General features: G+C 32.4%; 23 protein-coding genes. 8 read left to right on the top strand and 15 right to left on the bottom strand.

The window, feature by feature from the left end; genetic code table 11:
* Positions 1–109 precede the first annotated feature (109 nt).
* From FNW38_RS08765 to FNW38_RS08755, 3 genes are all read right to left on the bottom strand, one after another.
* The gene (locus FNW38_RS08765; protein ID WP_143388194.1) at positions 110–2,350 is read right to left on the bottom strand and encodes a cation:proton antiporter domain-containing protein; all 2,241 of its coding nucleotides are present in this window, start codon (positions 2,348–2,350) and stop codon (positions 110–112) included.
* 186 nt (positions 2,351–2,536) lie between these two features.
* On the bottom strand, positions 2,537–3,883 hold the full coding sequence (gene purB, locus FNW38_RS08760; protein ID WP_143388193.1) for an adenylosuccinate lyase: 1,347 nt from the start codon (positions 3,881–3,883) through the stop codon (positions 2,537–2,539).
* A gap of 68 nt (positions 3,884–3,951) precedes the next feature.
* Entirely contained in the window at positions 3,952–4,644 is a 693-nt protein-coding gene (locus FNW38_RS08755; protein WP_143388192.1) for an SIR2 family NAD-dependent protein deacylase, read from the bottom strand.
* 179 nt (positions 4,645–4,823) lie between these two features.
* Here FNW38_RS08755 and FNW38_RS08750 point away from each other — a divergent pair, with 179 nt between their 5' ends.
* A complete protein-coding gene (locus FNW38_RS08750; protein ID WP_143388191.1) occupies positions 4,824–5,486 on the top strand; it encodes a TrmH family RNA methyltransferase in 663 nt (220 codons plus the stop codon).
* 106 nt (positions 5,487–5,592) lie between these two features.
* Here FNW38_RS08750 and FNW38_RS08745 read toward each other — a convergent pair whose 3' ends face one another.
* Both FNW38_RS08745 and FNW38_RS08740 read right to left on the bottom strand, forming a co-directional pair.
* The gene (locus FNW38_RS08745) at positions 5,593–7,578 is read right to left on the bottom strand and encodes a DUF6734 family protein (RefSeq protein WP_143388190.1); all 1,986 of its coding nucleotides are present in this window, start codon (positions 7,576–7,578) and stop codon (positions 5,593–5,595) included.
* 22 nt (positions 7,579–7,600) lie between these two features.
* The gene (locus FNW38_RS08740; RefSeq protein WP_144064794.1) at positions 7,601–8,002 is read right to left on the bottom strand and encodes a helix-turn-helix domain-containing protein; all 402 of its coding nucleotides are present in this window, start codon (positions 8,000–8,002) and stop codon (positions 7,601–7,603) included.
* A gap of 194 nt (positions 8,003–8,196) precedes the next feature.
* On the opposite strand from FNW38_RS08740, the gene FNW38_RS17475 reads away from it, so the two are divergent.
* The 4 genes from FNW38_RS17475 (at position 8,197) to FNW38_RS08725 (ending at position 12,662) form a co-directional block, all read left to right on the top strand.
* A complete protein-coding gene (locus FNW38_RS17475; protein ID WP_185963116.1) occupies positions 8,197–8,355 on the top strand; it encodes a hypothetical protein in 159 nt (52 codons plus the stop codon).
* Between the two features lie 87 nt (positions 8,356–8,442).
* A complete protein-coding gene (locus tag FNW38_RS08735) occupies positions 8,443–9,630 on the top strand; it encodes a peptidase associated/transthyretin-like domain-containing protein (protein WP_143388188.1) in 1,188 nt (395 codons plus the stop codon).
* Positions 9,608–11,521: a prenyltransferase/squalene oxidase repeat-containing protein gene (locus FNW38_RS08730; RefSeq protein ID WP_143388187.1), complete on the top strand. Its 1,914-nt coding sequence runs from the start codon at positions 9,608–9,610 to the stop codon at positions 11,519–11,521. Before FNW38_RS08735 ends, FNW38_RS08730 begins: the two co-directional genes overlap by 23 nt.
* Complete coding sequence (locus FNW38_RS08725; protein WP_143388186.1) at positions 11,490–12,662, top strand: peptidase, M50 family protein; 1,173 nt, start codon at positions 11,490–11,492, stop codon at positions 12,660–12,662. Before FNW38_RS08730 ends, FNW38_RS08725 begins: the two co-directional genes overlap by 32 nt.
* 412 nt (positions 12,663–13,074) lie before the next feature.
* Here FNW38_RS08725 and FNW38_RS08715 read toward each other — a convergent pair whose 3' ends face one another.
* From FNW38_RS08715 to FNW38_RS08685, 7 genes are all read right to left on the bottom strand, one after another.
* On the bottom strand, positions 13,075–13,617 hold the full coding sequence (locus FNW38_RS08715; protein ID WP_143388185.1) for an LVIVD repeat-containing protein: 543 nt from the start codon (positions 13,615–13,617) through the stop codon (positions 13,075–13,077).
* Positions 13,618–13,806: 189 nt separating this feature from the next.
* Positions 13,807–14,301: a hypothetical protein gene (locus FNW38_RS08710; RefSeq protein ID WP_143388184.1), complete on the bottom strand. Its 495-nt coding sequence runs from the start codon at positions 14,299–14,301 to the stop codon at positions 13,807–13,809.
* 194 nt (positions 14,302–14,495) lie between these two features.
* Complete coding sequence (gene secA / locus FNW38_RS08705; protein WP_143388183.1) at positions 14,496–17,897, bottom strand: preprotein translocase subunit SecA; 3,402 nt, start codon at positions 17,895–17,897, stop codon at positions 14,496–14,498.
* A gap of 84 nt (positions 17,898–17,981) precedes the next feature.
* On the bottom strand, positions 17,982–18,203 hold the full coding sequence (locus FNW38_RS08700) for a DUF2795 domain-containing protein (protein ID WP_007138072.1): 222 nt from the start codon (positions 18,201–18,203) through the stop codon (positions 17,982–17,984).
* Positions 18,204–18,365: 162 nt separating this feature from the next.
* Positions 18,366–18,935 (bottom strand): cob(I)yrinic acid a,c-diamide adenosyltransferase, encoded by a 570-nt coding sequence (locus tag FNW38_RS08695; RefSeq protein ID WP_144064793.1) that lies wholly within the window; start codon positions 18,933–18,935, stop codon positions 18,366–18,368.
* A 213-nt stretch (positions 18,936–19,148) separates the two neighbouring features.
* Positions 19,149–20,006 carry an ATP-grasp domain-containing protein gene (locus FNW38_RS08690; protein ID WP_144064792.1) on the bottom strand — a complete coding sequence of 286 codons (858 nt, stop codon included), beginning with the start codon at positions 20,004–20,006 and terminating at the stop codon, positions 19,149–19,151.
* Between the two features lie 135 nt (positions 20,007–20,141).
* Positions 20,142–20,861 (bottom strand): ABC transporter ATP-binding protein, encoded by a 720-nt coding sequence (locus FNW38_RS08685; RefSeq protein WP_143388180.1) that lies wholly within the window; start codon positions 20,859–20,861, stop codon positions 20,142–20,144.
* Between the two features lie 389 nt (positions 20,862–21,250).
* Here FNW38_RS08685 and FNW38_RS08680 point away from each other — a divergent pair, with 389 nt between their 5' ends.
* Positions 21,251–21,925, top strand: a complete 675-nt coding sequence (locus FNW38_RS08680) for a hypothetical protein (RefSeq protein WP_143388179.1) — start codon at positions 21,251–21,253, stop codon at positions 21,923–21,925.
* Between the two features lie 58 nt (positions 21,926–21,983).
* Here FNW38_RS08680 and FNW38_RS08675 read toward each other — a convergent pair whose 3' ends face one another.
* Complete coding sequence (locus tag FNW38_RS08675; protein ID WP_143388178.1) at positions 21,984–22,796, bottom strand: O-methyltransferase; 813 nt, start codon at positions 22,794–22,796, stop codon at positions 21,984–21,986.
* A 324-nt stretch (positions 22,797–23,120) separates the two neighbouring features.
* On the opposite strand from FNW38_RS08675, the gene FNW38_RS08670 reads away from it, so the two are divergent.
* Positions 23,121–24,671 carry an SDR family NAD(P)-dependent oxidoreductase gene (locus tag FNW38_RS08670; protein ID WP_144064791.1) on the top strand — a complete coding sequence of 517 codons (1,551 nt, stop codon included), beginning with the start codon at positions 23,121–23,123 and terminating at the stop codon, positions 24,669–24,671.
* 120 nt (positions 24,672–24,791) lie between these two features.
* On the opposite strand, the gene FNW38_RS08665 is transcribed toward FNW38_RS08670, so the two are convergent.
* Both FNW38_RS08665 and FNW38_RS08660 read right to left on the bottom strand, forming a co-directional pair.
* Positions 24,792–25,130, bottom strand: a complete 339-nt coding sequence (locus FNW38_RS08665; RefSeq protein WP_144064790.1) for a HepT-like ribonuclease domain-containing protein — start codon at positions 25,128–25,130, stop codon at positions 24,792–24,794.
* Entirely contained in the window at positions 25,120–25,422 is a 303-nt protein-coding gene (locus FNW38_RS08660; protein WP_144064789.1) for a nucleotidyltransferase family protein, read from the bottom strand. Before FNW38_RS08660 ends, FNW38_RS08665 begins: the two co-directional genes overlap by 11 nt.
* Before the next feature lie 405 nt (positions 25,423–25,827).
* On the opposite strand from FNW38_RS08660, the gene FNW38_RS08655 reads away from it, so the two are divergent.
* The gene (locus FNW38_RS08655) at positions 25,828–26,133 is read left to right on the top strand and encodes a hypothetical protein (RefSeq protein ID WP_143388174.1); all 306 of its coding nucleotides are present in this window, start codon (positions 25,828–25,830) and stop codon (positions 26,131–26,133) included.
* Positions 26,134–26,165: the final 32 nt, after the last annotated feature.

The raw sequence follows: 26,165 nt of genomic DNA, 5'->3' as shown, positions 1-26,165 counted from the left end.
ATAAGAAAGATGGTAAATTATAAATAAATGTCAATAAAATCAGTACTTAATAAGTGCGACCAAAGTGCCTATACCTAAAACAATAATTTGCACTATACTTTATTTAGTGTTAATTTTTGAAAAAAGTAGTTAGTAGTTTTTTACTGCCTACCACCCAAAGAATATCATTTTTCTCCAATATCAGACTGGATTCAGGATTAAGAATCCGATTTCCTTTTCTTTCAATCCCTACAATTAGACCTTTTGTTTTTTCCCGTAATTGAGAATCCTTGATATTTTTACCTATAAACTCCTCTTCGTCGAGTTCCAATTGTTTTAAGATAATATCTGTTTCAGTAGCTTTTTCTGGAATTTCTATTTCATTTTGATGTAAATAGGATTTAAATTCCTTGACTTGGTTATCCGTTCCAATGACACAAATTTCATCTCCAGGGAACAAACGTTCATTTTTATTTGGAATATTAATCATGATCTCTCCACGTTTGATGAAAGCGATATTAATTCCCATTTTTTCCCGAATTCGTAATTCATCTAATGTTTTTCCAGCAATATTGGAGGTTGCCGCAATATCAAAAGTGGTCATGTGGCCATCCCAAGGTGTTAAATGGCTTCTGCTTCTTTTGGCTTTAATAATTTCTCTGGCATTTAAATTTTCAAGAAAGTGATTTTCAATTTTGTGGTATTGTGCATTTAACTTTTTTGGAAAGACAAAATACACAACAACAGCAGCAATCAAAGCTATAAAAGCGATTATGGGAGAGAAAAAGATATTTAATAAAAATCCGATGTAAAAAAGGGTTAGTAGCATTCGCAGTAAAATCATCATCAAGACAGGGCCACGATATTTGCGTTCCTCCCTCAAAATGGCTACTTCTTTTACTGCAACTCGTCGCAATGAAAGTGCCCATAAAAAAGGAGATATTATTATTAAAGTAATCAACGCGCCAAATGTATTTCCAAATTGAGACCCTTTAACTAATGGCAGAATAAATTTAGATGAAATTAGAATAATGGCAACAATAATTACGGAGTGGATGATTACTTGAGTCAGAAAAGCGCGTACGACTATTTGCCAGTTGCTTACTGACTTGATGGATTGGGCATTGGCACTATAACGTTCAATTTTTTTAGTCCATTTTCGAGGCAACTTCTTTTCCAGATATTCCGAAAATGGAGTGGCGAATTTTACCATAAAAGGGGTGGTAAAAGTGGTCACTGCTGAAACAGCCACTACAATTGGATAGAGAAAATCACTGGTTACATTCAGAGTCATTCCCAGTGTTGCGATAATAAATGAGAATTCCCCAATTTGCGACAAACTCATTCCGGTTTGCACCGATTGTTTCAGCGGTTGTCCTGAAAGTAAAGCACCAATTGTTGAACTTATGGATTGTCCTATAATCACTACGAATGTCAAAATAGCGACAGGCAAAGCATATTTTGACAATGTATCTGGATTAATTAACATACCAACGGATACGAAAAACACAGCTCCGAATAGGTCTTTAACAGGTTTAACTAAATGTTCGATGTGTTCTGCCTGAGTCGTTTCGGCAATGATGGATCCCATGATGAAAGCTCCTAAAGCGGGAGAAAAACCTACATTAGCTGCCAGAATTACCATCATCAAGCACAAAGCAAGTGAGATGATTAACAACATTTCGTCCGTCAATAAGCTTTTTGCTTTTTTGAGTAAAGTCGGGATGAAAAAGATGCCACCCACAAACCATATTGTCAAGAAAAAGATCAGTTTGAAAACAGATTGAAGCAATTCACCTCCTGAAAATTGTTGACTCACCGCAATAGTGGAAAGCAATACCATCATTAAAATGGCGATAATATCCTGAACAATGAGCGAACCAATAACAATTCCAGCAAATTTTTGGGTTTTTACTCCCAGTTCATCAAATGTTTTTAGAATAATAGTTGTGGATGAAATCGAAAGGATAACTCCTAAAAAGATACTGTCCATTGGTTTCCAACCAATCCATTGACCGACCAAATAGCCGATGGCAACCATTGCAATAATTTGAGTGACAGCTGTAATAGAAGCAGTTCCACCCACTTTCATCAGTTTCTTAAAACTGAATTCCAAACCTAAACTAAATAATAAAAATATGACTCCAATCTCTGCCCAAACTTCTACGCTTTTAATATCTTTTACAGAAGGGAAAAAATCAAAATGATTTCCAGCCAAAAATCCAGCAATCAAATATCCTAAGACAAGCGGTTGCTTTATTTTTTTAAACAACAAAACTGCAACGGCAGCTGTCATCAGAATTAATCCTAAATCACTAATTAGAGGCTGTAAGTGGTGCGATGCGTTTGCTACTGTTTCGGCTGTATTCATAGGCGTTTACTTGTGTTTTAAGGGTTTTGTGTATATTGGTAAGATATAAAAAAACTTTAATTTTTAAAGTGTATTTTTAGTTAAAATAGTCTTTTTTAAAATCTTATAAACAATAAAAATCCCGTTGAAAAGATTTTTTTTTCTCTTTTCAACGGGATTTTACAAATTTGGATAATTTCTTAAAACTTATATTCCCAAGAAATTACTTGGAGTAATTTGCATCAACTCTGCTTTAATTTCATCCGAAACGTCTAAGGTTGCTATAAAACCGTGAATCGCTTTTTTATCAATCGCTTCATTCGTTCTTGTCAATCCTTTCAATGCTTCATAAGGATTAGGATATGCTTCACGACGTAAAATCGTTTGAATCGCTTCGGCAACAACAGCCCAGTTTTTCTCTAAATCTTCGTGGAATTTTGGTTCGTTCAATAACAATTTGTTTAATCCTTTCAAAGTAGCTTCAAAAGCGATTAGCGTATGCCCCATTGGTACACCAATATTTCTCAAAACCGTACTATCCGTCAAATCACGTTGTAATCTTGACAATGGTAATTTAGCTGATAAATGCTCAAAAATTGCATTGGCTATTCCTAAATTTCCTTCTGAATTTTCAAAATCAATTGGGTTTACTTTATGTGGCATTGCGGATGAACCTATTTCTCCCGCTTTGATTTTTTGTTTGAAATATTCCATCGAAACATACGTCCAAATATCTCGGTCCAAATCAATGATTATAGTATTAATTCTTTTTAATGCATCAAAAAATGCTGCGAAATGATCGTAATGTTCAATTTGGGTAGTAGGGAAGGAGTGATGTAAACCAAGGTTTTCTTCCACAAATTTCCCTCCGAATTTTCTCCAGTCAATTTGTGGGTATGCCACATGATGTGCATTGTAATTCCCTGTTGCACCGCCAAATTTAGCTGCAAAAGGAATGTTGAACAACAAACGCATTTGTTCTTCTAAACGTTCTACAAAAACACCAATTTCTTTACCCAAACGAGTTGGAGAAGCTGGTTGTCCATGTGTACGGGCAAGCATTGGAATGTCCTTCCATTCCACACTTAAATCTTTCAATTTTGAAGTTAAAGTAATCAAAGAAGGCATGTACACTTTCTCGAAAGCTTCTTTTGTAGATAAAGGAATCGCCGTGTTATTAATATCTTGAGAAGTCAATCCAAAGTGGATAAACTCTTTATATTCTGATAAGCCTAATTTTTCAAAAGCATCTTTGATAAAGTATTCCACCGCTTTTACATCGTGGTTGGTTACTTTTTCAGTTTCTTTGATCCAAAGGGCATCTTCAGTAGAGAAATTTTTATAGATGTTACGTAAACTTTCGAATAAATTCGGGTTTACAGCTGCAAGTTGTGGCAGCGGCACTTCGCACAAAGCAATAAAGTATTCAATTTCAACCAATACGCGGTATTTGATTAAAGCTTCTTCAGAGAAAAATGGAGCCAGCGAAATAGTCTTGTTTCTATATCTTCCGTCGATTGGCGATATAGCATTCAATTCGTTTAAAGTAGTCATTGTTTAGTTGTTTGTTCGAAAGGCACAAATATAAACCTTTCGTGACAAATTAGAAAACGAATGGTTTTTTAAATAAACTCGGTAAGCTTCTTTTTTAGTATTTTCATTCCTTCAGATGCCACTTCAGGAATCACATCCAATAGATTTCGCAGATTTGGAATTTTTGTAGGTTTGGGATCAATATAATAAATAGGTGTTTCTGGATTTGTAAAATCTATTAATCCTGCAGCAGGATATACTTGCAAAGAAGTCCCGATGACAGCAAAATAATCTGCTTTTTGTGTTATTGCAATTGCTTCATCAAGTGCAGGTACTTCCTCACCAAACCAAACGATATGCGGGCGCAGTTGGTTTTGATTGTCATCTAAATCTCCAAAATTCAAATCGTCTTGCCAATCCAGAATATAATTTACATTTTTAGAACTTCTCACTTTCAATAATTCTCCATGTAAGTGCAACACATTGGAGCTTCCGGCACGTTCATGTAAATCATCTACATTTTGTGTGATAATATATACGTCAAAATGATTTTCTAATTCAGCTAGAATTTGATGGCCTAAATTAGGTTCTACTTCTTTGAGTTGTTTTCGTCTTTGATTATAAAAATCGAGTACTAAAGCCGGGTTTTTATGCCAACCTTCGGGAGTTGCCACATCCATGACGTTATGGCCTTCCCATAATCCATCACTGTCCCGAAAGGTTTTAATACCACTTTCGGCACTAATTCCAGCTCCGGTCAAAACCACTAATTTCTTTTTCATGGAATTTTTTTTTCATTATTTTGTCATTTCGACGAAGGAGACTCGAACGAAGTGAACAGGTGAAACAAATCATATTTGTTGCTCTCGTTATGTGATTTCTCCTTCGTCGAAATGACAAAATTACTATATTTATTTTAAGCTACTCTTTTTTAGTATTTTTGCCAAAAAAATAACCCACAATGATTGATATCGATTATCTTAATTTTCTCGAAAATATCCTGACCGATAATCGAAAAGAAAAATTTCTGAAAGTATTACAAAACAGAACCAATCATTTTACCATTGCCGTAGAAGATATTTTCCAGATGCACAATACGAGTGCAGTAATGCGCAGTTGTGAGATTTTTGGAATTCAGGAATTGAACGTTATCGAGCAGCGTTATGGTAAAAGTATCGATAAAGAAATTGCAATGGGCGCTCAAAAATGGGTTGACATCAACACTTTCGACAGTATTACGAACTGTGTGGATACCTTAAAAAGTAAAGGGTATCAAATCATTGCTACCACACCACATGAAAATGATTGTTTGTTGGAAGATTTTGATATTTCGAAACCAAGCACTTTATTTTTTGGAACAGAAAGAGACGGGTTGTCTGAAGAAATTTTACAACGCGCCGATGGTTTTCTGAAAATTCCCATGGTTGGTTTTACAGAGAGCTTGAATATCTCGGTTTCAGCTGCGATAATTATTCAAAATTTGACGAATCGATTACGCAATTCAAACATTGATTGGCATTTATCCGAAAATGAAATTTTAGTAAAAAGATTGGCTTGGGCCAAGAATTCCATAAAAGACATCAAAAGAATAGAAGAACGGTATTTTTTGGAGAATTTGAAATAACCCAAAAGTCGCATTTTGTGTTTTCGCAAAGACAATTTACACCTTTTTGGGAGATTGTGAAGTGTATAAATGTGTGTAGGTCAGTATTTTAGTTTTTTTTTATAATCTACATTAGTTGCAATTTTGGGTTGCTTATTCTTGGGGAAATTAAAATAAGTATTCCGTCCCAAATGGTTGAAAAATATTTTTTGCTATATGTTTCATCTTCCATAAGTTCGGTATTATATATAGTTATATATGTATCAGTTACTTTTGTAATTATCACATACAATTTAAGATAATTTCTTAATTTTAATTGCGCAATTGCAGGAGGTGTAATTGCACCCAAATTATTCATATTACCACGAACTCCTTTGGCTTCAAAATTTAATTTTTCTAAAACGTTAATGATTTCTTGAAGAGAAGTAATTTTTTGATTTTCATTGAATTGAGAAATAAATAGCGGATTGTAGTCCTCAATTTTGTGAAAATTCACTATATAATTTAAACAACTAGCTATTTGTTTTTTTAAGTTAAGTTGATGTTCAATATAAATTTTGGATGGCTCTTGTGGTATAAAACCCGATTTGGAAAGATAAATAATTCCATATGCATACCATTTTTTTAAAAGTGAAAGGATGTTGTTTTCTTCATTATCTTGTAATTGTAATTTTTCACTGTTTAAAAACTCTCCTATTTTAGTTGGTTTTAACTTAATTTTTTCAAATAAATGCAACAATGAATCGTTTATCCATACCAAATTATTTGAAAAATAATACATATCCAAATAAAGTAAAATAGTACTTCTAAGCGGATTCATATCATCTATTACTTCTTTACTTGTAGCTCCCAAATGTTCACTCCATCCAAATTTTGTAGTAATTATTTCGTGATAAGGATTTGCAACAATGTAATAATCTTCATAATCTTGTTGTTCAAAAACATCTCGATTCCTATTGTATGTAGGGAAAGACGGCTCTTTTATATCGTGTTTTTTTAATTCTTTAAGGCTAAATTCTATGGTTTTTGTTTCAAAAATATATAAATCTTGTAACTTAGGATTACCATTTACAGCCTCTTTATTAGTTTCGAAATTAATATCAAATAACTTACAAAAAAATTTAGTGTTTAAATATTCTTCATTTATAGCTCCTATTTGTGGCAAAACTGTTTTTTGAGTATTGTTTTGCATCTGGATTTGACGCTTCATATAAGAACTCAAAATTTCTTTTTCTTCATAAAAAGACATGATTTTTTGCCAATATTTGGGATATTCTTGTTTCAGAACAAAGCTCACAAAATCATTATGTATTTTACTTTTTTTGAAATTACCTAAAATGTGCATATAGGTTTCATCAAAAGGGATTTTGTCTATTTGAACAAAATGACTAAATTCATTAGAGGAACGATTTACTATTTTGTCGTTTTGTACTGAAACATCTATAGTAAGACTTTTGCTTAACACATACAGTAAATATTGCTCTGGAATAATGTGAATATGCTTATTTTCTTTATTATCAGCAACAAATAAATTTAAGTTTTTATTGTAAAATTCAAACGCTAAATCGGTATACTTCTTAAAAAACTTAATATCCTTACCGCCAATAATTCCAGCATTATAAGCTTTAATCTGATTTTCAGAAAATTTTAACCAATCAGGTAAAAATGGAGCTTGCTTTCGTAAAATGGCTAAACAGTCATTATATACTTGCAAATTCTCATCAATGTTTTGAACAATCAAAGGAGATTGCAATAAGACTGTTTCAAAAGGTTTCCAAATAAAAACATCTCCGTCTATATGTAAAAAAGGTTCTTTTTGTTGGCTATATGTATGTATTTTGCAATATGCCCACATAGATGGTAACAAATTGTCCATAAACTCTGTCTCTAACGAGAGATGAACTTTGGTATAAGGCAATCCTAATAAATTTATTAAAATTTCTTTTCCCGCTTTATTTGTATGCAATTCTACATTTGGATAAAATTTTATGAGTTGCAAACAAGAAAAGGCCCAACTCATATAGTGAATTTCGGGACATAAAAAGCCGCCTGAATTAAGTAATGCATCTTCATGGGCTTTTGAAACCCAAAAGGTTTGGATAATTTTAGGCATTAATTAGGATTTTAATAGTTTTTTAGCTTTGTACAGAATTGTTTTGTTTCAAAAAATCAATCATTTTATCTTTTTCTTTAATCCGAAATTCGTATTGTTCTTTTAATAAAGTATTTTTTTCTTTTAAAGTTAAAACATGTTCCTTAAGTTCTGAAACTAGCTGTTCAGAAACATACATGATGTGTGAAGAATAAATGCCTCCATCTTCGGTATGATTGTTAAATGGTGATACCCAATTTTTATCTCTTAATTCAGTTTTATTAACATCCAAACTTTTGGCAAGAATGTCCCATTCTTTTTCTTGAATTTTGCTAGTACCCCTTTCTTTTCTATAATATTGGGATTGGGATATTTTGAGATATTCCGCCATTTGTTCTTGTGAGAAGCCTTTTTTCTCTCTAATTTGCCTTAACTTAATTTCCATAAGATGTTTTTTCTTACGAAAATAGTTGTTTTTATTCAAATATTATGCTTTTTCTGAATAAACATAAATAAAATATTGCTTTAGTTTTGAGAAACAAATTATGATTACATTTATTTAAAAGCCAGCGTACGAGGAAAAAATAATGTTTTTTATATTTGAAAAAATAATTAGTATTTAACTTAAAAGTTTAAAAAATGTTAGAAAAAAATCAATTATTAGAGGATTTCCAATTATTAGAAGAAGAGCAGTTGCTACAAGAGTTTCAAGTGGAAGAATTAGAAAAAAGGTATGAATTTGCATGGGTAGACACTATTGTTATTGGTGTTTCTCCATCAGCTTACACACCAAAGTAAGGAGCTAATTAGCGATTTGATAATTGTTGAATTTTTCAAGAAGTATGTGTTATGCATACTTCTTGTCTATTATATATTAAAATGTTTATGAAAAGTCAAGATTTAATTATTTTATTATTTATTTTTTTTAGTTTTTCTGTAGAAAGTCAAAACTTACATACAAGCAAAATTATCGTTGACAAAACAACCAAATTACCTTTAGAAAATGTAAACATTTTTAATGTAAGTGATAATTCTACAACAAATGCAGAAGGAAATTTTGTTTTTGTTTCAAAAAAAAACGAAATTAATTTTAACCTACTTGGTTATAATGATTTCAAAACTACATTTGACAAGTTAAAAAATAAGGATACCATTTTTATGGATCTAAAACCTATTGAATTAGAAGATGTTATAGTGAGTGATGGAGAATCCATAATAAAAAAAGTACATGATAGCATAGGAAAAAATTATGTTTTAACTACATATTCTGAAAATTTTTTTTTAAGATGTCTATTAAAACAGAATAGTGAAATAGTAAGATTACAAGATATTTATGGCAAACTGTCTAGAAACTCAGTGTTTAAAACAGACCCTAACAAAAAATTAGAATTTGCAGTAGAAATACTAAATATGAGAAAAACTGGTATTAAAGAAAAACAAGACATTGTATATTTTAAATTTCCAAGTTTAAATGAGTTTTTAACATTAAGTTCCTCCATTCTGTTTAATAATACAAAATATTATGATTTTACAGAAATAAAATCAGTAGATGATAATTTTAGAAAGATTAATTTTGTCCTAAAAGACAAAACCCAGCAACAACTAAATGGTTATTTTCTAATAAACAGAGAAGATTATGCTATAAAAGAGATAGTACTGGATTTTTATAATGACATTAATAGCATTCCTTATCAAGAAATAAAAGGGCATAAATTTAGACCTACTGCATACAAAATAACAGTAAATTATATTAAAAACTCAAAGACTAATAAATATTATTTGAGCAATACAAGGTTAGAAGCAAGTACCGAGTTGCTAGGGGACAAAAAAGAAGCCAGTACAATCTACGACTTTACCGCCAATTTGTTTATCGCCAATAGTTTTACCACCGAAAAAGTAAATTCTAATTTTTCTATTGATAAAGATATTTTTAAAGCTAAATTTCCATACTCTGAGGATTTTTGGAATAATCAAAATCAATTGCCTTTAACTGCTGATTTGAAAGTATTTATAAAGTCCGTGTCCGATAAAAAAGACAAAAATAAAGAATATGAAGTTATTGGAAATTTTTGAAATGAAACAAAAAATTAGTTCTTATGTACAAAATTTATCAATATCAACAACCTTCAAAATTATTATTCTAGACAAAGGTTTTATTGATAATAACCCTAGTTACTACCTTGAATACCCTTCGCTTTTTGCAAAAACATTTTCAATTTTAGACAAAAATCTAGAATTGCTTAATATTGCGGGTTATTTGTATTACCAAGCAACCATTTTTACAGATTTTCTAATTGACGAAAAAGATATTTCAAAATTTCCAGTAATCACCATTTGTCAAGAAGAAAGCATCAAGATATTGACCAGTATTTTTGGTTTGCAAAATGATTTCTGGAAACTTTGGAACTCCCGTAGAAACGAATATTTGGAAGCTACTTATCTGGAAAAATCATTCTTGGAAAGACAAAGTATTACAATTGATGAATACGAAACATTGGCTGATAAAAAAGCAGCTTTTGGTAAAGTAGCTATCGATTGTTTGTTTAGTATTGATAATGAGAACGAAAGCTTACACAAGCAATTATTACTGTCTCATAAATATTTTTCGGTTGCGTTTCAGCTCAATGATGACATACAGGATTTGAAAACTGATATGAAAAAAGGACAGTTCAATTGGGCAATTTACCTATTAAAAAAACAAGGTTTAGAAAATTATGATCCCGAAGTTTTAGAAAAATATTTGTACATACGTGGCGTTGCAAAACAAATGTATGAACTAGGAATTTCTTATTGTGACAAAGCCTTGCAATTAGTCGAAAATACAAATGTTCCCGAATGGAAAAAAGTATTGGAGGATACAAAAAAAACATTCTATACTGCTATAAATGAAATTGATAATTATTTGGAGATTTTGATGGCTGAAATTAATTTATCAAATCAAAAAATCACAAGAAACACTCCTACGAATAGTATTTATTCAGCAATTGCATTTATAAAAAGTAAGCAAAACAAAAATGGAAGTTGGAGAGAGTATATCAATCAAGGTGGAATTAGTACAACTTGGGCAACAGCATTTATAGTTTCTAAAATTTCAGAAAATCAAATATTGAAAAAATCTTTTGAAAATGAAACCTCAATTGCATTACTGTTTTTAGAAAAAAATACGCTATCAACTTTATGGAGTTATAACACCACTTGGATAGAGGATGCTGATTCAACCAATTTTGCACTACTTTGCTATTTTTTAAATGATAAAAAAATTGAGCCTCAGATTATTGAAAAATGGTTGCAGTTTCAGAATTTTAAAGGTGGTTTTTCTACCTATTACAATAAAAATAAGTTGTTAAAAGCATTGGATGATACTAATATAAATAATGTAGATGGTTGGATACACACACACAATTGTGTTAGTGCCGTCAGTTTTTATTTTTTGGCAAAGTATAATCAAAATGATCTTGCTTTTATAAAACTTAAAGATTATTTTGACGAAAATTTTGAAGAAAATCTAAATAGTTATTGGTGGACTAGCCCAATTTATACCTTGTACTATCTGGCTAAAACGTATAATTTTCTTGGCGAAAAACAGAAATTAATTTGCATTATTAATCAAATCAAAATACAACAAAAGGAAAATGGAAGTTTCGGAGATAAATATGGAGAAAATTTGTTTTTTACAGGAATGGCTTTAGAAATTCTGTTAATTGATAATGAAATGGGATCATTAGAAATCGAGAAAACAATAGAATATTTATTACGAAATCAGTATGACGATGGTTCTTGGGAGAATTCTAACGCATTACAAGTTCCAAATTCTAGGAATATTGAACCCGAAAATCTTTGCTTCCCTCTATCCTCTTTTGGAATGAATGTTAGAGCTAAAGAATTTAATAGATTATTTACAACCTCATCAGTTTTACAAGCAATTAGCAAATATGAACAAAAATATAGTACCGCAACTTTCTAAAGAAATAAGCTACCATTCTCTAAATAAAAATGAGTTTTTTATACATCAAACTCAATTTGACCATAGAGTGAAAATATCAAAAGAACTATATCATTTTTTGCAACTTATTGATAGTAAACAAGATTTACGGAGCCTTGTCAATTTGTATAATGAAAGACATAATGGTGTATTAACGATAGCCTTCGCATTTGATTTTTTATTTAATAAATTGGCAAAATTTGGAATCATCGAAAGTAGCGAAATTAACATAAAACCAAACACAAAACCCAGTTATTTGAAATTGAATTTTATTGTCATTAATGAAAAAACAGTATCAAAACTTACTAAATATTTAAAATTTTTGTTTTTACCAAAAGTAATAAAAGCCATTTTGATGGTTACAAGTATAATGTTATTTGCTAGTTTTTATGCGTTTTATAATCAAATATTACATACAAATATCGCAAAATCAGAATGGTTGTTGCTTTTCTTTTTGAGTTTTGTTGGGGTAACATTTCATGAGTTCGGACATGCATCAGCAGCACATTATTTTGGAGCAAAACATGGTGGCATCGGAGGTGGTTTTTATTTATTCATGCCTGTCTATTTTGCCGATGTTACTGATATTTGGAAGTTGCCAAAATCTCAAAGAATCATTGTAAACTTGGCAGGAATGTATTTTGAATTAATTTATACAATATTTTTAATTTCAATAGGTTTAATTTTTCAAAATCATTTAGTTATACTTTTAGCATGTATCTATTCCATATCAATCACACACAGCTTGAATCCGTTTGCTAGAAGTGACGGATATTGGATTTTGTCTGACGCATTAGAGAAACCGAACTTAATGCAACACGGTTATCTAAAATTAAAAGCTATTTTTAAATCAAAAATAAGTTGGAAATCAATTGATTACTTTTTATTGTTTTATGGTTTAATTAGCTATAGTTTTATACTGTTTTTTGTCTATTTTGTTGTAATCAAAAACCCACACTCTATTCTTTATTTTCCACAAAACTTAACTCATTTTGTCAAAAACCTTTTTGTAACCAATTCACAATTTTCATTAGCAGAATTAGGAAATCTTTTCATTCCAATATTATTTTTCTACTTACTTATCGGATGGATTAAGGCTTTGTTTTTAAAAAATAACAAATAACAAGATTATTATAAACATGCTCATTTTCTAAATTCTTTTAGTTAATTTACATATAATGTGAAACCACAACATCAAGTCATTTATAGCTCAGATTTGAGCAAGCAACTGATTGGAGAGCACCAGCACTGCATTGATTTGATTTATCAAGAAGTGGGACGGTTTCGGGTTTCTAGATTGTAAGAAACGCCATCTTGGGGTTTTGAGACCGATGTTTTTTATAATTGTGTGTTGGTGTTCATTCGAGTCCAAAAATTCTAGGACGGATTCCCACTGAAAATAAAGGTTACCAATTACGCAATTCAAACATTGATTGGCATTTATCCGAAAATGAAATTTTAGTAAAAAGATTGGCTTGGGCCAAGAATTCCATAAAAGACATCAAAAGAATAGAAGAACGGTATTTTTTGGAGAATTAAAACTTTATTTCACTTACTAATTTTATATCTTTTAAGTCACTCGGATTCAATTCGTATCGATAAACACCACTATTTCCTATTGCAAATAAAGTGTTGTTTCTAACAATTAAGTCAAAACAGTTTTTGCCAATAGAATTTACTAATATAGGTTCTACAGGATTTTGAATATTAAATATTTTTATTACATCATCGCAAACCAATAAATAATCTGAAGTAAAAAAACTGATACCCTTTGGTTGAGTAAGTGTTCTGCTATGAATTAATTTTGGATTAGTAAGGTCTTTTGTGTCATAAACTTGTAAAACATTTATGTTGTTTCCGCAACTCGTATTTGAGTTTAGTGTTACAAAGGAGTGCGTACTATTGGCAATTACCGGATCGCAAGCTGTAAAATGTTGTACACTTGATAATTTAGTTGGGTTTTCTGGATTTGTAATAGAATAGATAAACATTCCGTTTCTAGATCCAATAAAAAGATTATCTCCATAAGAAAATAATGTTTCAATATTAAAGCCAATTGGAACTTCGTTGACTTTCACTGGCTTTTCGTTGTTTATTAACGAGAAGACATTCAATTTCATTTGATCTACACAATACAAATAATTTCCTTTTATAGCAAAAACGGCTAGTGAACCGCCTTGTCCAACTACTCAACTTTCAGAGGAATCACCATTCGAGCAGCCAAGTAAAAACACTATTGTAAATAAATATATAATTTTTTTCATTTATTATTTAATTAAATTCCAATCGATTATTATTTGATTTTCAGATACATATCCGCTCAATCCGTTTGGAGCTTGCTTTTGAGGAAAAACACTTTTGTTTCTGCTTGTTACAATGAATTTATTCGTAACTGAATTGTAGGTAGTAGTTACCAAATCTACAGCTTGATTGATATAAATAGTATTATCTCTGATTGCCAAATCGGTTGCGCCAGGTGCTTTTATAAAATGCAACCGAATAGGGTTTTTTGGATCTGAATAATTGTAAACATGAAATCCTTTATTTACATCGTTTACAAACATCAAATCATCTTTTATGTATATTTTGCCAGATTTGGTTACGGGTTGTGAGTTTTGTAATGCTATAGAGTTCTCAAAAACACTTCGCTCTAAAATTACTGGTTTGTATTGCTGTTGATTTACAAGTTCTCCGGTATCAGTTGTTGGCCAACAAGAACTAAATAAAAATGAAATTAGAAGTGGAAGTATTATTTTTTTCATTATCAATTGTTTTTATAAAGATAGTAAAAAAGGGTTAAAGGTTGCTTCTGATGTGTTTTTTACTTCTATTTCTTACTTTATAAATTTAAAATAAAATAAAAAATCCCCAACTACTTTCGTAATTGGGGATAGTTTTTAAGTTGTCATCAGTCCAATACTGTAAACTACTCCCGAAACTTCGGGATGAATACTGCTTACTCCTGAACAATAACCCATTCTCCTGAAGCTAATAAATTTTCCGCTTTTTTGAACTTCATAGTTTCTGTTTTTCCGGTAGCAACTTGTTTAACAGTAACAGTGTCATTGCGATTGATTTTTGGCATATCTCTCACGATAGTTTCTGTTACTTGTCGTTGTTGGGTTTGCTTCGCCTGTTCGCTTGCGCTCGAGTCACCAGCTTCACGATTTATATTTTCGCTGTTTGGACCCGAGGTCGAAGACCGAACTGGCGAAGCAATTTCGTCTTTACTTAATTTAAAGTCTTCTTTCTGACGAACTTCTTTTGCTTCTTGAATTTGCTGATTCTCTTGAGCCGGTAAATCACCTTTAAACAAGAATGAAATAACTTCTTTATTTACGTTGTCTAACATTGCTCTGAACAAATTGAAAGCTTCCAGTTTGTAAATAAGCAAAGGATCTTTTTGTTCGTGAACTGCCAGTTGAACCGATTGTTTCAACTCATCCATTTTACGTAAGTGTTTTTTCCAAGCTTCATCTACAATAGACAAAGTGATATTTTTCTCAAAATCAGCAACGAGTTGTGCACCTTCAGTATCGTATGCTTTTTTCAAATCTGTAACCACATTTAAGGTTTTTATTCCATCAGTAAAAGGAACTACAATACGCTCAAATTGGTTGTTTTTATCTTCGTAAACACTTTTTATAATAGGAAATGCTTCTCTGGCGCTTCTTTCTGTTTTTTCTGTATAGAATTCAAGTGTAGCTTTATATACTTTACCTGTCAATTCCATTTCACTCAATTTCAAAAACTCACTTTCACTAACTGGTGAAGTAATGGAGAAATAGCGAATCAATTCGAATTCAAAGTTTTTGAAATTATTTGTCGCTTTGTTTTCGTCAATAATCAACTCACAAGTATCATAAAGCATGTTAGCGATATCTAATTTCAATCGCTCTCCAAACAAGGCATGACGACGACGTTTGTAAATTACTTCACGTTGTGCATTCATAACATCATCATATTCCAGTAAACGTTTACGAACACCAAAATTATTTTCTTCTACTTTTTTCTGAGCGCGTTCGATAGATTTAGTCATCATAGAATGTTGAATCACTTCACCTTCCTGCAATCCCATTCTGTCCATTACTTTAGCAACTCTTTCAGAACCAAATAAACGCATTAGGTTATCTTCAAGAGAAACATAGAACTGAGAACTTCCCGGGTCACCTTGACGACCTGCACGACCACGTAACTGACGGTCAACACGACGTGAATCGTGACGCTCCGTTCCTACAATTGCCAGTCCGCCTGCAGCTTTTACTTCAGCGGATAATTTGATATCGGTACCACGACCAGCCATGTTAGTAGCAATTGTCACAACTCCGGATTTTCCTGCTTCTTCAACAATTTGAGCTTCTTGTTTGTGCATTTTTGCATTCAATACATTGTGCGTAACACCTCTCATTTTTAACATTCGGCTTAGTAATTCCGAAATCTCAACTGAAGTTGTTCCGATTAATACCGGTCTTCCTGCTTTTGATAATTCGGTTACATCTTCGATTACGGCATTGAATTTTTCACGAGTCGTTTTATAAATAAAATCCTCTTTGTCTTTTCTTGCCATCCCTCTGTTAGTAGGAATTTCAACAACGTCTAATTTATATATTTGCCATAACTCACCTGCTTCAGTTACTGCTGTTCCAGTCATACCGCCTAATTTGCTGTACATTCTGAAATAGTTTTGTAAAGTTACCGTTGCAAAGGTTTGTGTTGCAGCTTCAATTTTTACATTTTCTTTAGCTTCAATGGCCTGGTGCAATCCATCAGAATAACGACGACCATCCATGATTCGACCAGTCTGCTCATCAACAATCATGATTTTGTTGTCCATGATTACATATTCCACATCTTTTTCGAATAAAGCATAGGCTTTCAAAAGTTGCGTCAAAGTATGAATACGCTCACTTTTTATACCAAAATCTTGGAATAATTTTTCTTTTTCTTCTGCTTCCGCGTCTTTATCCAGTTTTTTCTTTTCGATAGCTGCAATTTCAGTTCCAATATCCGGAAGAACGAAAAAGTCTGGATCCGTATCTCCTGAAAGGAATTTGATTCCGTTATCAGTCAATTCAACTTGGTTGTTTTTTTCTTCAATTACAAAATACAAAGCTTCATCAATCTTATGCATTTCGCGATTGTTGTCCTGCATGTATTGATTTTCAGTTTTTTGAAGCAATTGTTTAATTCCTTCTTCACTTAAAAACTTAATTAAAGCTTTATTTTTAGGTAAACTTCTATAGGCTCTCAACAATAAGAATCCGCCTTCTTTAGTATTTCCTTCTTTGATTAATTTTTTTGCTTCTGATAAGAAACCGTTAGCTAATTGACGTTGTAAACTAACTAAGTTTTCAATTTTTGGTTTCAACTCATTAAATTCATGACGATCTCCTTGCGGAACTGGTCCTGAAATAATCAATGGTGTTCTGGCATCATCAATCAAAACGGAATCGACCTCATCGACAATTGCATAATTATGTTTTCTTTGAACTAAATCCTCTGGCGAATGTGCCATATTATCTCTTAAATAGTCAAAACCAAATTCGTTATTGGTTCCGTAAGTGATATCAGCATCATATGCTTTTTTTCTTCCTTCTGAACTTGGTTGATAATTGTCAATACATTCGACAGTCAAACCATGAAATTCGAACAAAGGGGCTTTCCAGGTACTATCACGTTTTGCCAAGTAATCATTTACTGTTACCAAATGCACTCCGTTTCCAGTCAGCGCATTTAAGTAAAGCGGTAAGGTTGCTACCAATGTTTTTCCTTCACCCGTTTGCATCTCAGCAACTTTTCCTTCATGCAAAACCATTCCGCCAATTAATTGGACATCATAGTGAATCATGTCCCAAGTAATTTCTTTACCGGCAGCACTCCAAGAATTGGCCCAAATAGCATTGTCGCCATCTAAAGTTATGTAGCTTTTAGTAGCTGAAAGTTCACGATCTTTTGCGGTTGCAGTTACAACGATTTGAGTGTTTTCTTTAAATCGTCTTGCTGTTTCTTTCACAACGGCAAACGCTTCAGGAAGAATTTCCATCAACGTTTTTTCCGAAATATCGTAGGCTTCTTTTTCCAATGCATCAATAGCGATATAAATATCTTCTCTTTTATCAATGTCTTGAATGCTTTCTACTTCTTGTTTTAGCGCGGTGATTTTAGCATCTTTTTCAGCGCGATCTTGTTTTATTTTATCTTTGAAAAATGCGGTACGCGCTCTAAGTTCATCATTGGATAATGACATTAGGGGATTTTCAAAAGTTTTAATTTTGTTGAGATAGGGTTGTAAAGCTTTGACATCCTTTTGAGATTTATCTCCAACAAAGACTTTAATGATACTGTTTATAAAACTCATAATATGTTTTTATTTCTGTTTGTGTAATTGTGTAAATTTAAACAAAAAAAAAGCCTCTTTTGAGACTTTTTCTTGTTTTACTTTTTAATATTCATCCTCATTCCAAAGATAATCTTCGTCTGTAGGATAATCTGGCCAAATTTCTTCCATTGATTCATATATCTCACCTTCATCCTCTATAGATTGAAGGTTTTCTACTACTTCTAATGGAGCTCCTGCTCTAATAGCATAGTCAATAAGTTCGTCTTTGTTAGCAGGCCATGGGGCATCACTTAAATAGGATGCTAATTCTAATGTCCAATACATCTGTTGTCGATTTAGTTTTGTGCAAAAATAAATTTTTTACTGAAAAAGACAAGTAAAAAATGATTTATTTTTAATTAAAGTTAAGAACGTTTTATTTAGTGTTCAGTTTTCGGTATTTAGTGTTCCGCTTTTCACTGCAAACTGACCACTGCAAACTGCCAACTATTTCCTCGGAATCCATTGCACTTCCTCAGCGTTCAAATCATGAGACAACTTTCGTGCCAACACAAAAAGATAGTCAGAAAGTCGGTTCAGGTACTTGATTGCGATTTCAGCAACGGGTTCATTGTGGCTTAAATGGACTGCTAAACGTTCTGCTCTACGACAAACGCAGCGTGCTATATGACAATATGACACAGTGGTATGTCCGCCAGGAAGTACAAAATGAGTCATTGGCGGCAATGCTTCTTCCATTGCATCGATTTCATTTTCCAATAATTCGATATCGGACTCGATAATCCCCAGTTTTTTTAAACGAAGTTCGCCGTTTTTCATTACCTCTTTTTCAGGAGGTGTGGCCAATATAGCACCAACAGTAAACAGCCGATCTTGAATTTCTATAAGGATTTCTTTGTAGTGTATATTCATTTCCTGATCCCGAATTAAACCAATATGAGAATTCAATTCGTCAACAGTACCATAACTTTCTATGCGGGCATAGTCTTTTGGAACTCTGGTTCCGCCAAAAAGCGCTGTTGTTCCTTTATCTCCAGTCTTTGTGTATACTTTCATCTAAGGTTTATTTGTTTGTTGGTAATTTGTTTGCGTTTTAATAAAATATGCTTGTCCGTTAAGTTAACTAAATATTTTTTTGCCACGAATTGCACCAATTTTTAAACGAATTTTTAATTAGAATTTAAAGAAATTAGTGTTTTTTCGTGTAATTCGTGGCAACCATTTTTGAATAGGTGTTATAAAGGATAATCGTATAATAAAAAAACAAATTTAGGATATTAATTCCACTATTGCTGCAACAAATCGTTCCAGTGAACCTTCACTAAGATTGAAATACAAATCAGGTTCAATGCATTCAATTTCCATTAAGTACAAAACATCATTAATTACTATTCCGTCAACTCTGGCGTACAGTAAATTTTCTGGGAAAGTGTGAACAATTTTTTGTGCTTTTTCAATTAATTCTTGGCTGGGTTGTACTAAATTATATTTTCCTCCAAATAAAGATTGAACCCTAAAATCCCCATCAACAGGTTTTTTATTTACGGCATGGGAGAATTTTTTATTGAAAAAGATAAAAGAAGTTTCGCCCAATGTTTGAATTTGTGGCATGAACTCCTGCAGAAGCAACTCTTTCTCCGAAGCTATCCCTTTGTATTTTTCGTTTATTTCTTGAGTATGCAATACTTCAAAAACTTCGGTAAGATACGATCCTGCAGAAAATGCTGGTTTTATAACTGCTTTCTCCCAATGTGATGGAATAAGTTCTGCAAGATTGAGATTATCCGTTTTATCAATAAATACTGTTGGTAAAATTAAGACTCTCTGTTTTTCCATTTCTCGCAAATAAAACTTGTGTATATTTTGCTTGATTACTTCAATGGGGTCAAGCGTTTTAATTCCCAGCTTTTCTATTTGGTTCAGCCAAATATTAAATTCGGTTTCTTTCTCAAAATAATCCCAAGTGTTGCGAAAAATTAAATAGTCGAAATCGCTCCAATTGATTGTTTTGTCACTCCAAATTACCGCTTTGGCTTCAATGTTATATTTTGCTAATGCAGGAATTATTTTTTGATCTTCGGGATTTAAATCAGGAAGTTTTTTGCAGGTTAGTATAGCGATTTTCATTTATTTAATTTAGAAAAGAATTATATTTTATCTAACACGAATTACATTAATTCCCACGAATTTAAAAAGGCAAATAAATTTCACAAACTTATAAATTATAAAATTCATGCTATTTCTTGAAATTAGTACTGTATTTTATCCGGTCACTGGTGACTGAATACTGACCACTTGTTTTGTAGTATCACTTTCAATAACTCCATCCCTCAAACGAATAATTCTATGCGCATAATGAGCAATTTCCTCCTCGTGAGTTACTAAAATTACAGTGTTTCCATTGGCATGAATATCACCAAAAAGTTTCATGATTTCAAGCGATGTCTTACTGTCTAAATTTCCTGTAGGTTCATCGGCAAGAATGATGGACGGTTTATTGACCAAAGCTCTCGCAATAGCCACACGTTGGCGTTGTCCGCCTGAAAGTTGGTTGGGCTGGTGATCCATTCTATCAGCAAGATTTACCTGTTCCAATACTTCAGTGGCTCGCTTATTTCTATCCGATTTAGAAAAACCTGCGTAAATCATGGGTAAAGCCACATTATCTAGGGCAGTTGTTCTTGGCAAAAGGTTAAAAGTCTGGAAAACAAATCCTATTTCTTTATTGCGAATTTCAGCTAATTCATCATCTTTCATCTGACTTACATCTTTTCCGTTCAGAATGTAACTTCCTGAAGTAGGCGTGTCCAAACAGCCTAATAAATTCATTAAAGTAGATTTTCCGGATCCCGAAGGTCCCATTAGTGCCACATATTCGCCTTTATTTATTTTTAAATCAATGCCTTTTAGGACGTAAACAATTTCATTTCCAAGTACGAAATCTCGTTTGATATTGGTTATTTTTATTAGCGGGTTTGCCATTAGGATTTACGATTTTTGCCCTTCGACAGTGCGTTGGGTACTATTAAGTTTTAGATTTTAAAAGTACAAAAGACTTTTGAATTATTAATAAGTAGTCATTTTTTAAATTTGTTACAATTTTTTAGTTCAATTTAATTCACCAAAAAAATCAAATCCTACATATTTAGTTTTTTGACTTATTTCCTTAAAACAGCACTTTTGGATTTTATTTATATATAAAATCTGGATTTATTATTTTACACAATTTTAATCTAAATTTATACAATTCACACTTTTTGTTGTTTTATATCACAATTAATTTAATTAGTTTCATAATTTTTGGTTATTTATTAAATATAATATAATTTGAATTACATTTGCTTATATAATGTTTAATAAATCAAGTAATTATGAAAAATACAAAATTGGTATTAGGTTTAGCGGTAATCGCAATGGGATTTGCATCTTGTAAGGATGAAAAAGCAGAACAAGCAGATAAAACAGTTGATACTTATGTAATGTATGTAGATTCAGTAGGTAATGTTGCAGCAGAAGATGCTAAAGGTAACTGGCAGGGGATTGAAGCAACTTATGAATTGAAAAGCGGAGAAGCTGAAGCTGCTATTGCAAACATGAAAGATAATGCGGCAGCGCAAGAGCGTCTTGATGCAAGTAGAGCCAAATATGAAGCTTTAAAAGCTAAATATGACGCTGAAAAAGCGGAACAAGAAATTGTTGCTGTGCCAGTAAATGCAAAACAACAATTAAGAAATGCTTTATTTGGTCAAGGAAAAATTGGGGATGATATGAATTTTAGCTGGGTAAACGCAGCTAATATACATAGCGTTTACCAACAATTCATCCATACTGCTGAAGATAATAAAGACAGTTATTCACGTGAAGACTGGGATGAAATTAAATTAATGTACGAAGCACTTGACAGCAGAAAAAACACTGTTGAAAAAGAAGGACTTTCGTCTGATGATAACAGAAAAATTGCTGCTTTAAAATTCAAATTTGCTCCAATGTTGAAAGTGAATAGAATGGGAGCAAAATCTGGAGAAATGAAAAGAGCTAAAGAATAAGGAATTACTAATTCAAAGGAAAGATGACAGCCAGTAATGGCTGTCATTTTTTTTTGCGTTAAACGCGAATTACAAAATGCTCTTTGGGTTGTTCTCTTCTAAAAAATACCAATCCCCATTGAAAAGTATCAATGGTTGCGGTCACTTTTTGATGTTTTTTTATGATTTCCCACGCTTCTTCCATTTCTGGTGACCAATGAATGTCATCGAATATCCAAACGGTTTCGTTAATTGTTGTTGGAAGTAATAATTCGAAATAGTCTACCGTTGCTTTCTTGGAGTGATTGCCGTCGAAGTAGATTAAGGAAAAGTGTTCAGTGTTCAGTTTGTAGTGTTCCGTTGCAGTATTCAGTGATGAATTCCCGTTCTCTAAATAAGAATTAAACGCTGTTATAATAGATTCTACATTGTTGCAATTGAATTTTTGCAATTGCAATTGAGCAATTTTTGCAGTTTCCGGACAACCTTCTAAAGTGATTATTTTTGCTGTTAAATTACCTAATGAAAGCGCGGAAGTTGCTAATCCTAATGAAGTGCCAATTTCTAAAATAGATTCTGGCTGCAAATAATTCGTGATTCTAAATAATAATTGGGCTCGCTTCGGAGAAATTCCAGCCGTTTTTGCAATCTTGGAGATTGCTCTTGTATTGGACTTGAAAACTTTCGAACCTGCGCCAAAATCAGTGACTTCAATGGTATTGTTGTTTTCTAAAAGTGATTTTCTATAATTCTTCAGAACAGCATATTCGGGTTTTGATTTTTTGTCATAAAAGCATTTTGTCAATAAAGTAAACACAAAAGGTGAATGTACCGCATGCTCATTTTTAGAGTGCCAAAGGAATTGTAAGTACGATTTTATTTGGAAAAACATAGCTATTATTAGGGCTTTTATAAAGAAGGCACGAAGATACGAAAAAAGAGTAATTAGTGCGGAGTGAATAATCTGCGTAAATCTGCCAAATCTGCGTGAAAATATAGGCATGCAGATTTGGCAGATTCACGCAGATTCTAACGTGAAATATTTTAAAAGTTAATTCCCTTACAGATTAAACACGGTTAATTCTGAAAGTGTATGCCTTTATAATTAGTAATAATTCAGGTATTACACGAATCACTTCTCACTAAATACTATTCACTTTAAATAGTATATTTGCACCCTTGGTATTTTTGCTAATAAAAATGCCTGTTTTATATAATGATAACATCAGCAATAGAGAATAAGACTGCCATAAGCTCGGAAGAAATAGACCGATGCATCGCTATTTTGGCACAATTGAATACGGATACAGATCAAATATTTGATATCCCAAAAGAACAACGAACGGCCTTAATCAAAGCGGCAGGAATGTTTTCCAGACCGGATCGAGACGAGCTTTCCCGTAGAAAAAAGGACGGAAAGCTAGCAATCAAAAGGAAAATGGAAAAGCGGGATAGAACCGCCCGTAAGGAAACCGGAATCCGGCATGCCCGTGAAGCGAGTGTTTTTGTGGCGCCAAAATTGTTGGCTATAAACCATCTCGCTCTTAAAGAACAATTAGAACTGGAAACTCCCAGAAATTGTTATGTATGTAAAACCGAGTTTACTAAAATGCACCACTTTTATGATACGATGTGTACCGATTGTGGTGATTTTAATTATGCTAAACGTTTTCAAACCGCAGACGTAAAAGGTCAAGTAGCTGTTATTACGGGTTCTCGCTTAAAAATAGGCTATCACATTACTTTGATGTTGCTGCGTGGTGGAGCGACTGTTATTGCTACGACTCGTTTTCCGGTGGATTCAGCATTGCGTTTTTCTAAGGAAGATGATTTTATGGAATGGGGACATCGTTTGAAAATTCACGGATTGGATTTACGACACATTCCCAGTGTGGAAATTTTTTGCAATTTCATAGAGCAAAAATACGAACGTTTGGATATCTTAATCAATAATGCGGCACAAACGGTAAGACGTCCCGCCGGATTCTATACCCATTTAATGGAAAATGAAGCGCTTTCCATAGCATCTTTACCCCAACAAGCGCAAGAATTATTACTGGATCATACCAATTGTTTGGATGAATTAAAAGTCTTGATATCAGGAGTTTCTTCGAATCAAAATATGCCGGTGACTTGGCACGGACCAGAACCTGGAATTGGTTTGCGGGCTTCCGCCAAATTATCCCAGATTCCGTATTCTTTTGATAATGCGCTGGTGGCAAATGAAGTTTTTCCGGAAGGGGAACTCGATGCCGATTTGCAGCAAGTAGATTTGAGAAAAACCAACAGCTGGCGTTTGCGATTGGGACAAATAGAAACGACTGAAATGATTGAAGTGCAGCTGGTGAATTCAGTAGCGCCTTTTGTATTGTGTAACCGCCTTTCGGAAGTGATGAAGAAAGACAACACCGGACAAAAGCACATCATCAATGTTTCGGCTATGGAAGGAAAGTTTCATCGCTTTTTTAAAGAAGACCGCCATCCACATACCAATATGGCCAAAGCCGCTTTGAATATGTTGACTCATACTTCCTCAGGAACATTGGCAAAAGACGGAATTTTTATGAATGCGGTAGATACGGGTTGGGTAACCGACGAAGATCCCGCAGAATTAGCCAAAAGAAAACAGGAAGAAGAAGATTTTCAACCGCCATTAGATATTGTTGATGGTGCCGCACGGGTTATGGATCCGTTATTTGATGGTATTAATACAGGAAAACATTGGTGTGGGAAGTTTTTGAAGGATTACAATCCTATTCCTTGGTAGTTTTTTAGTTTTCAGTCGAAAGTTTTTAATTGAAAACTTTATTAGATAAAAAATAAAACCACAACAGAATCTAATATTTGTTGTGGTTTTTTATTGTGGGTGTAAAGGCAGAAGTATTTATTACTCTCCTAGCATTTTTTCGACTTCTTTTTGCAGAATGGGTAAATGTCGTATTACAATTCCCCAAATCACCTCGTCAGAAACCGAATCATAACCATGAATTATTCTATTTCTAACATCCACTATTTTTCTGGAGTTCGAAATAATGATTTCGCTATCTTCTTTTAAAATTCGATTCATTGCTTCACCAATTATTTCAATATTCCTTTCAACAGCTCTTTTAGTCCTTAAATCATTTTCATAAACTTTAAATTCTTTGGGAGAATCAACAAAATAACTTTCGATTTCATTAATTGAACTTAAAATATCATAAAGCCAAGTTTTAATGTTATTGTCCATAAATCAGTTGTTTATTTTGATTTATAGTTTTTCTAAAATAAGGATTTTTAATAGCTTTTTCTTCAAGCAAATCAATTTGTCTTTTTAATATGGTTTCTAATGAGAATTTTAAATCATAATAATTATCGGCATAATCTAAAACATCTAACGGTTGAAATTCAACGATTAGGTCAATGTCACTTTCGTCATTGAATTTTTCAGTTAAAACGGAACCAAAGGCATACAATGACTTAACATTGTGCGTTTTGCACAATGTTGTTATATCCTCGGTATGGCTTTCTATTGCATTCATGTTTTTAAATAGTATAATTCAAAAATACGCAAAATAATTCATACTCTCAAGTAATTCATGGTACCATGATTTTTGATTTGAAGATTTCCAACCGCCATTAGATATTGTGGATGGTGCTGCACGGGTTATGGATCCATTGTTTGACGGTATCAATACAGGAAAACATTGGTGTGGGAAGTTTTTGAAAGATTACAATCCTATTCCTTGGTAGTAGTTATAAGTTTATGAAATTTTTAGAGTTTTAAATTAGGTTCAAAACCGTTTTATTAATTATTTTTGTTGTAAATTAATAATTTAGGGGCTGTTATTATGCAGTTTTCTTTATATTAGTATCTTTAATATAGAATTCAATAAATATAAAAGTTGAGCATTATCTAATTTAACCACATTTTAATTTTAAATACTATGGTAATAGAGTATCAAGGGGAACAAAACGGAATTCCGACAAAATTTACTATAAGAATCATCGGAAATAATATATCGAAAACGAGTTCGAATTACCAAATTGATTTATTGGTAGGAGACAAAAAATTGCCAACTTTTAAGACATTAATCCATAAGAGTTTGTCTAATTGTTTGAAAGAGATTTACTTGTTCCGCAAATACAACGGTATCAAGTTTGATGCTTCTTCCGAAAAAGTTGCGCCTAAAGTAACCCTTTACGATTCGATTTTATATAATTATCACAAGAAGACCTTGTTTTTGGCGTAAACCATTTATACGAGTTTATAAAATGAAAACCA

It is taken from the genome of Flavobacterium gawalongense (assembly GCF_007097265.1).
Taxonomy (GTDB): domain Bacteria; phylum Bacteroidota; class Bacteroidia; order Flavobacteriales; family Flavobacteriaceae; genus Flavobacterium; species Flavobacterium gawalongense.
Note: the sequence above shows the minus strand (reverse complement) of the source record. Positions and strands in the feature narration are given on the sequence as shown.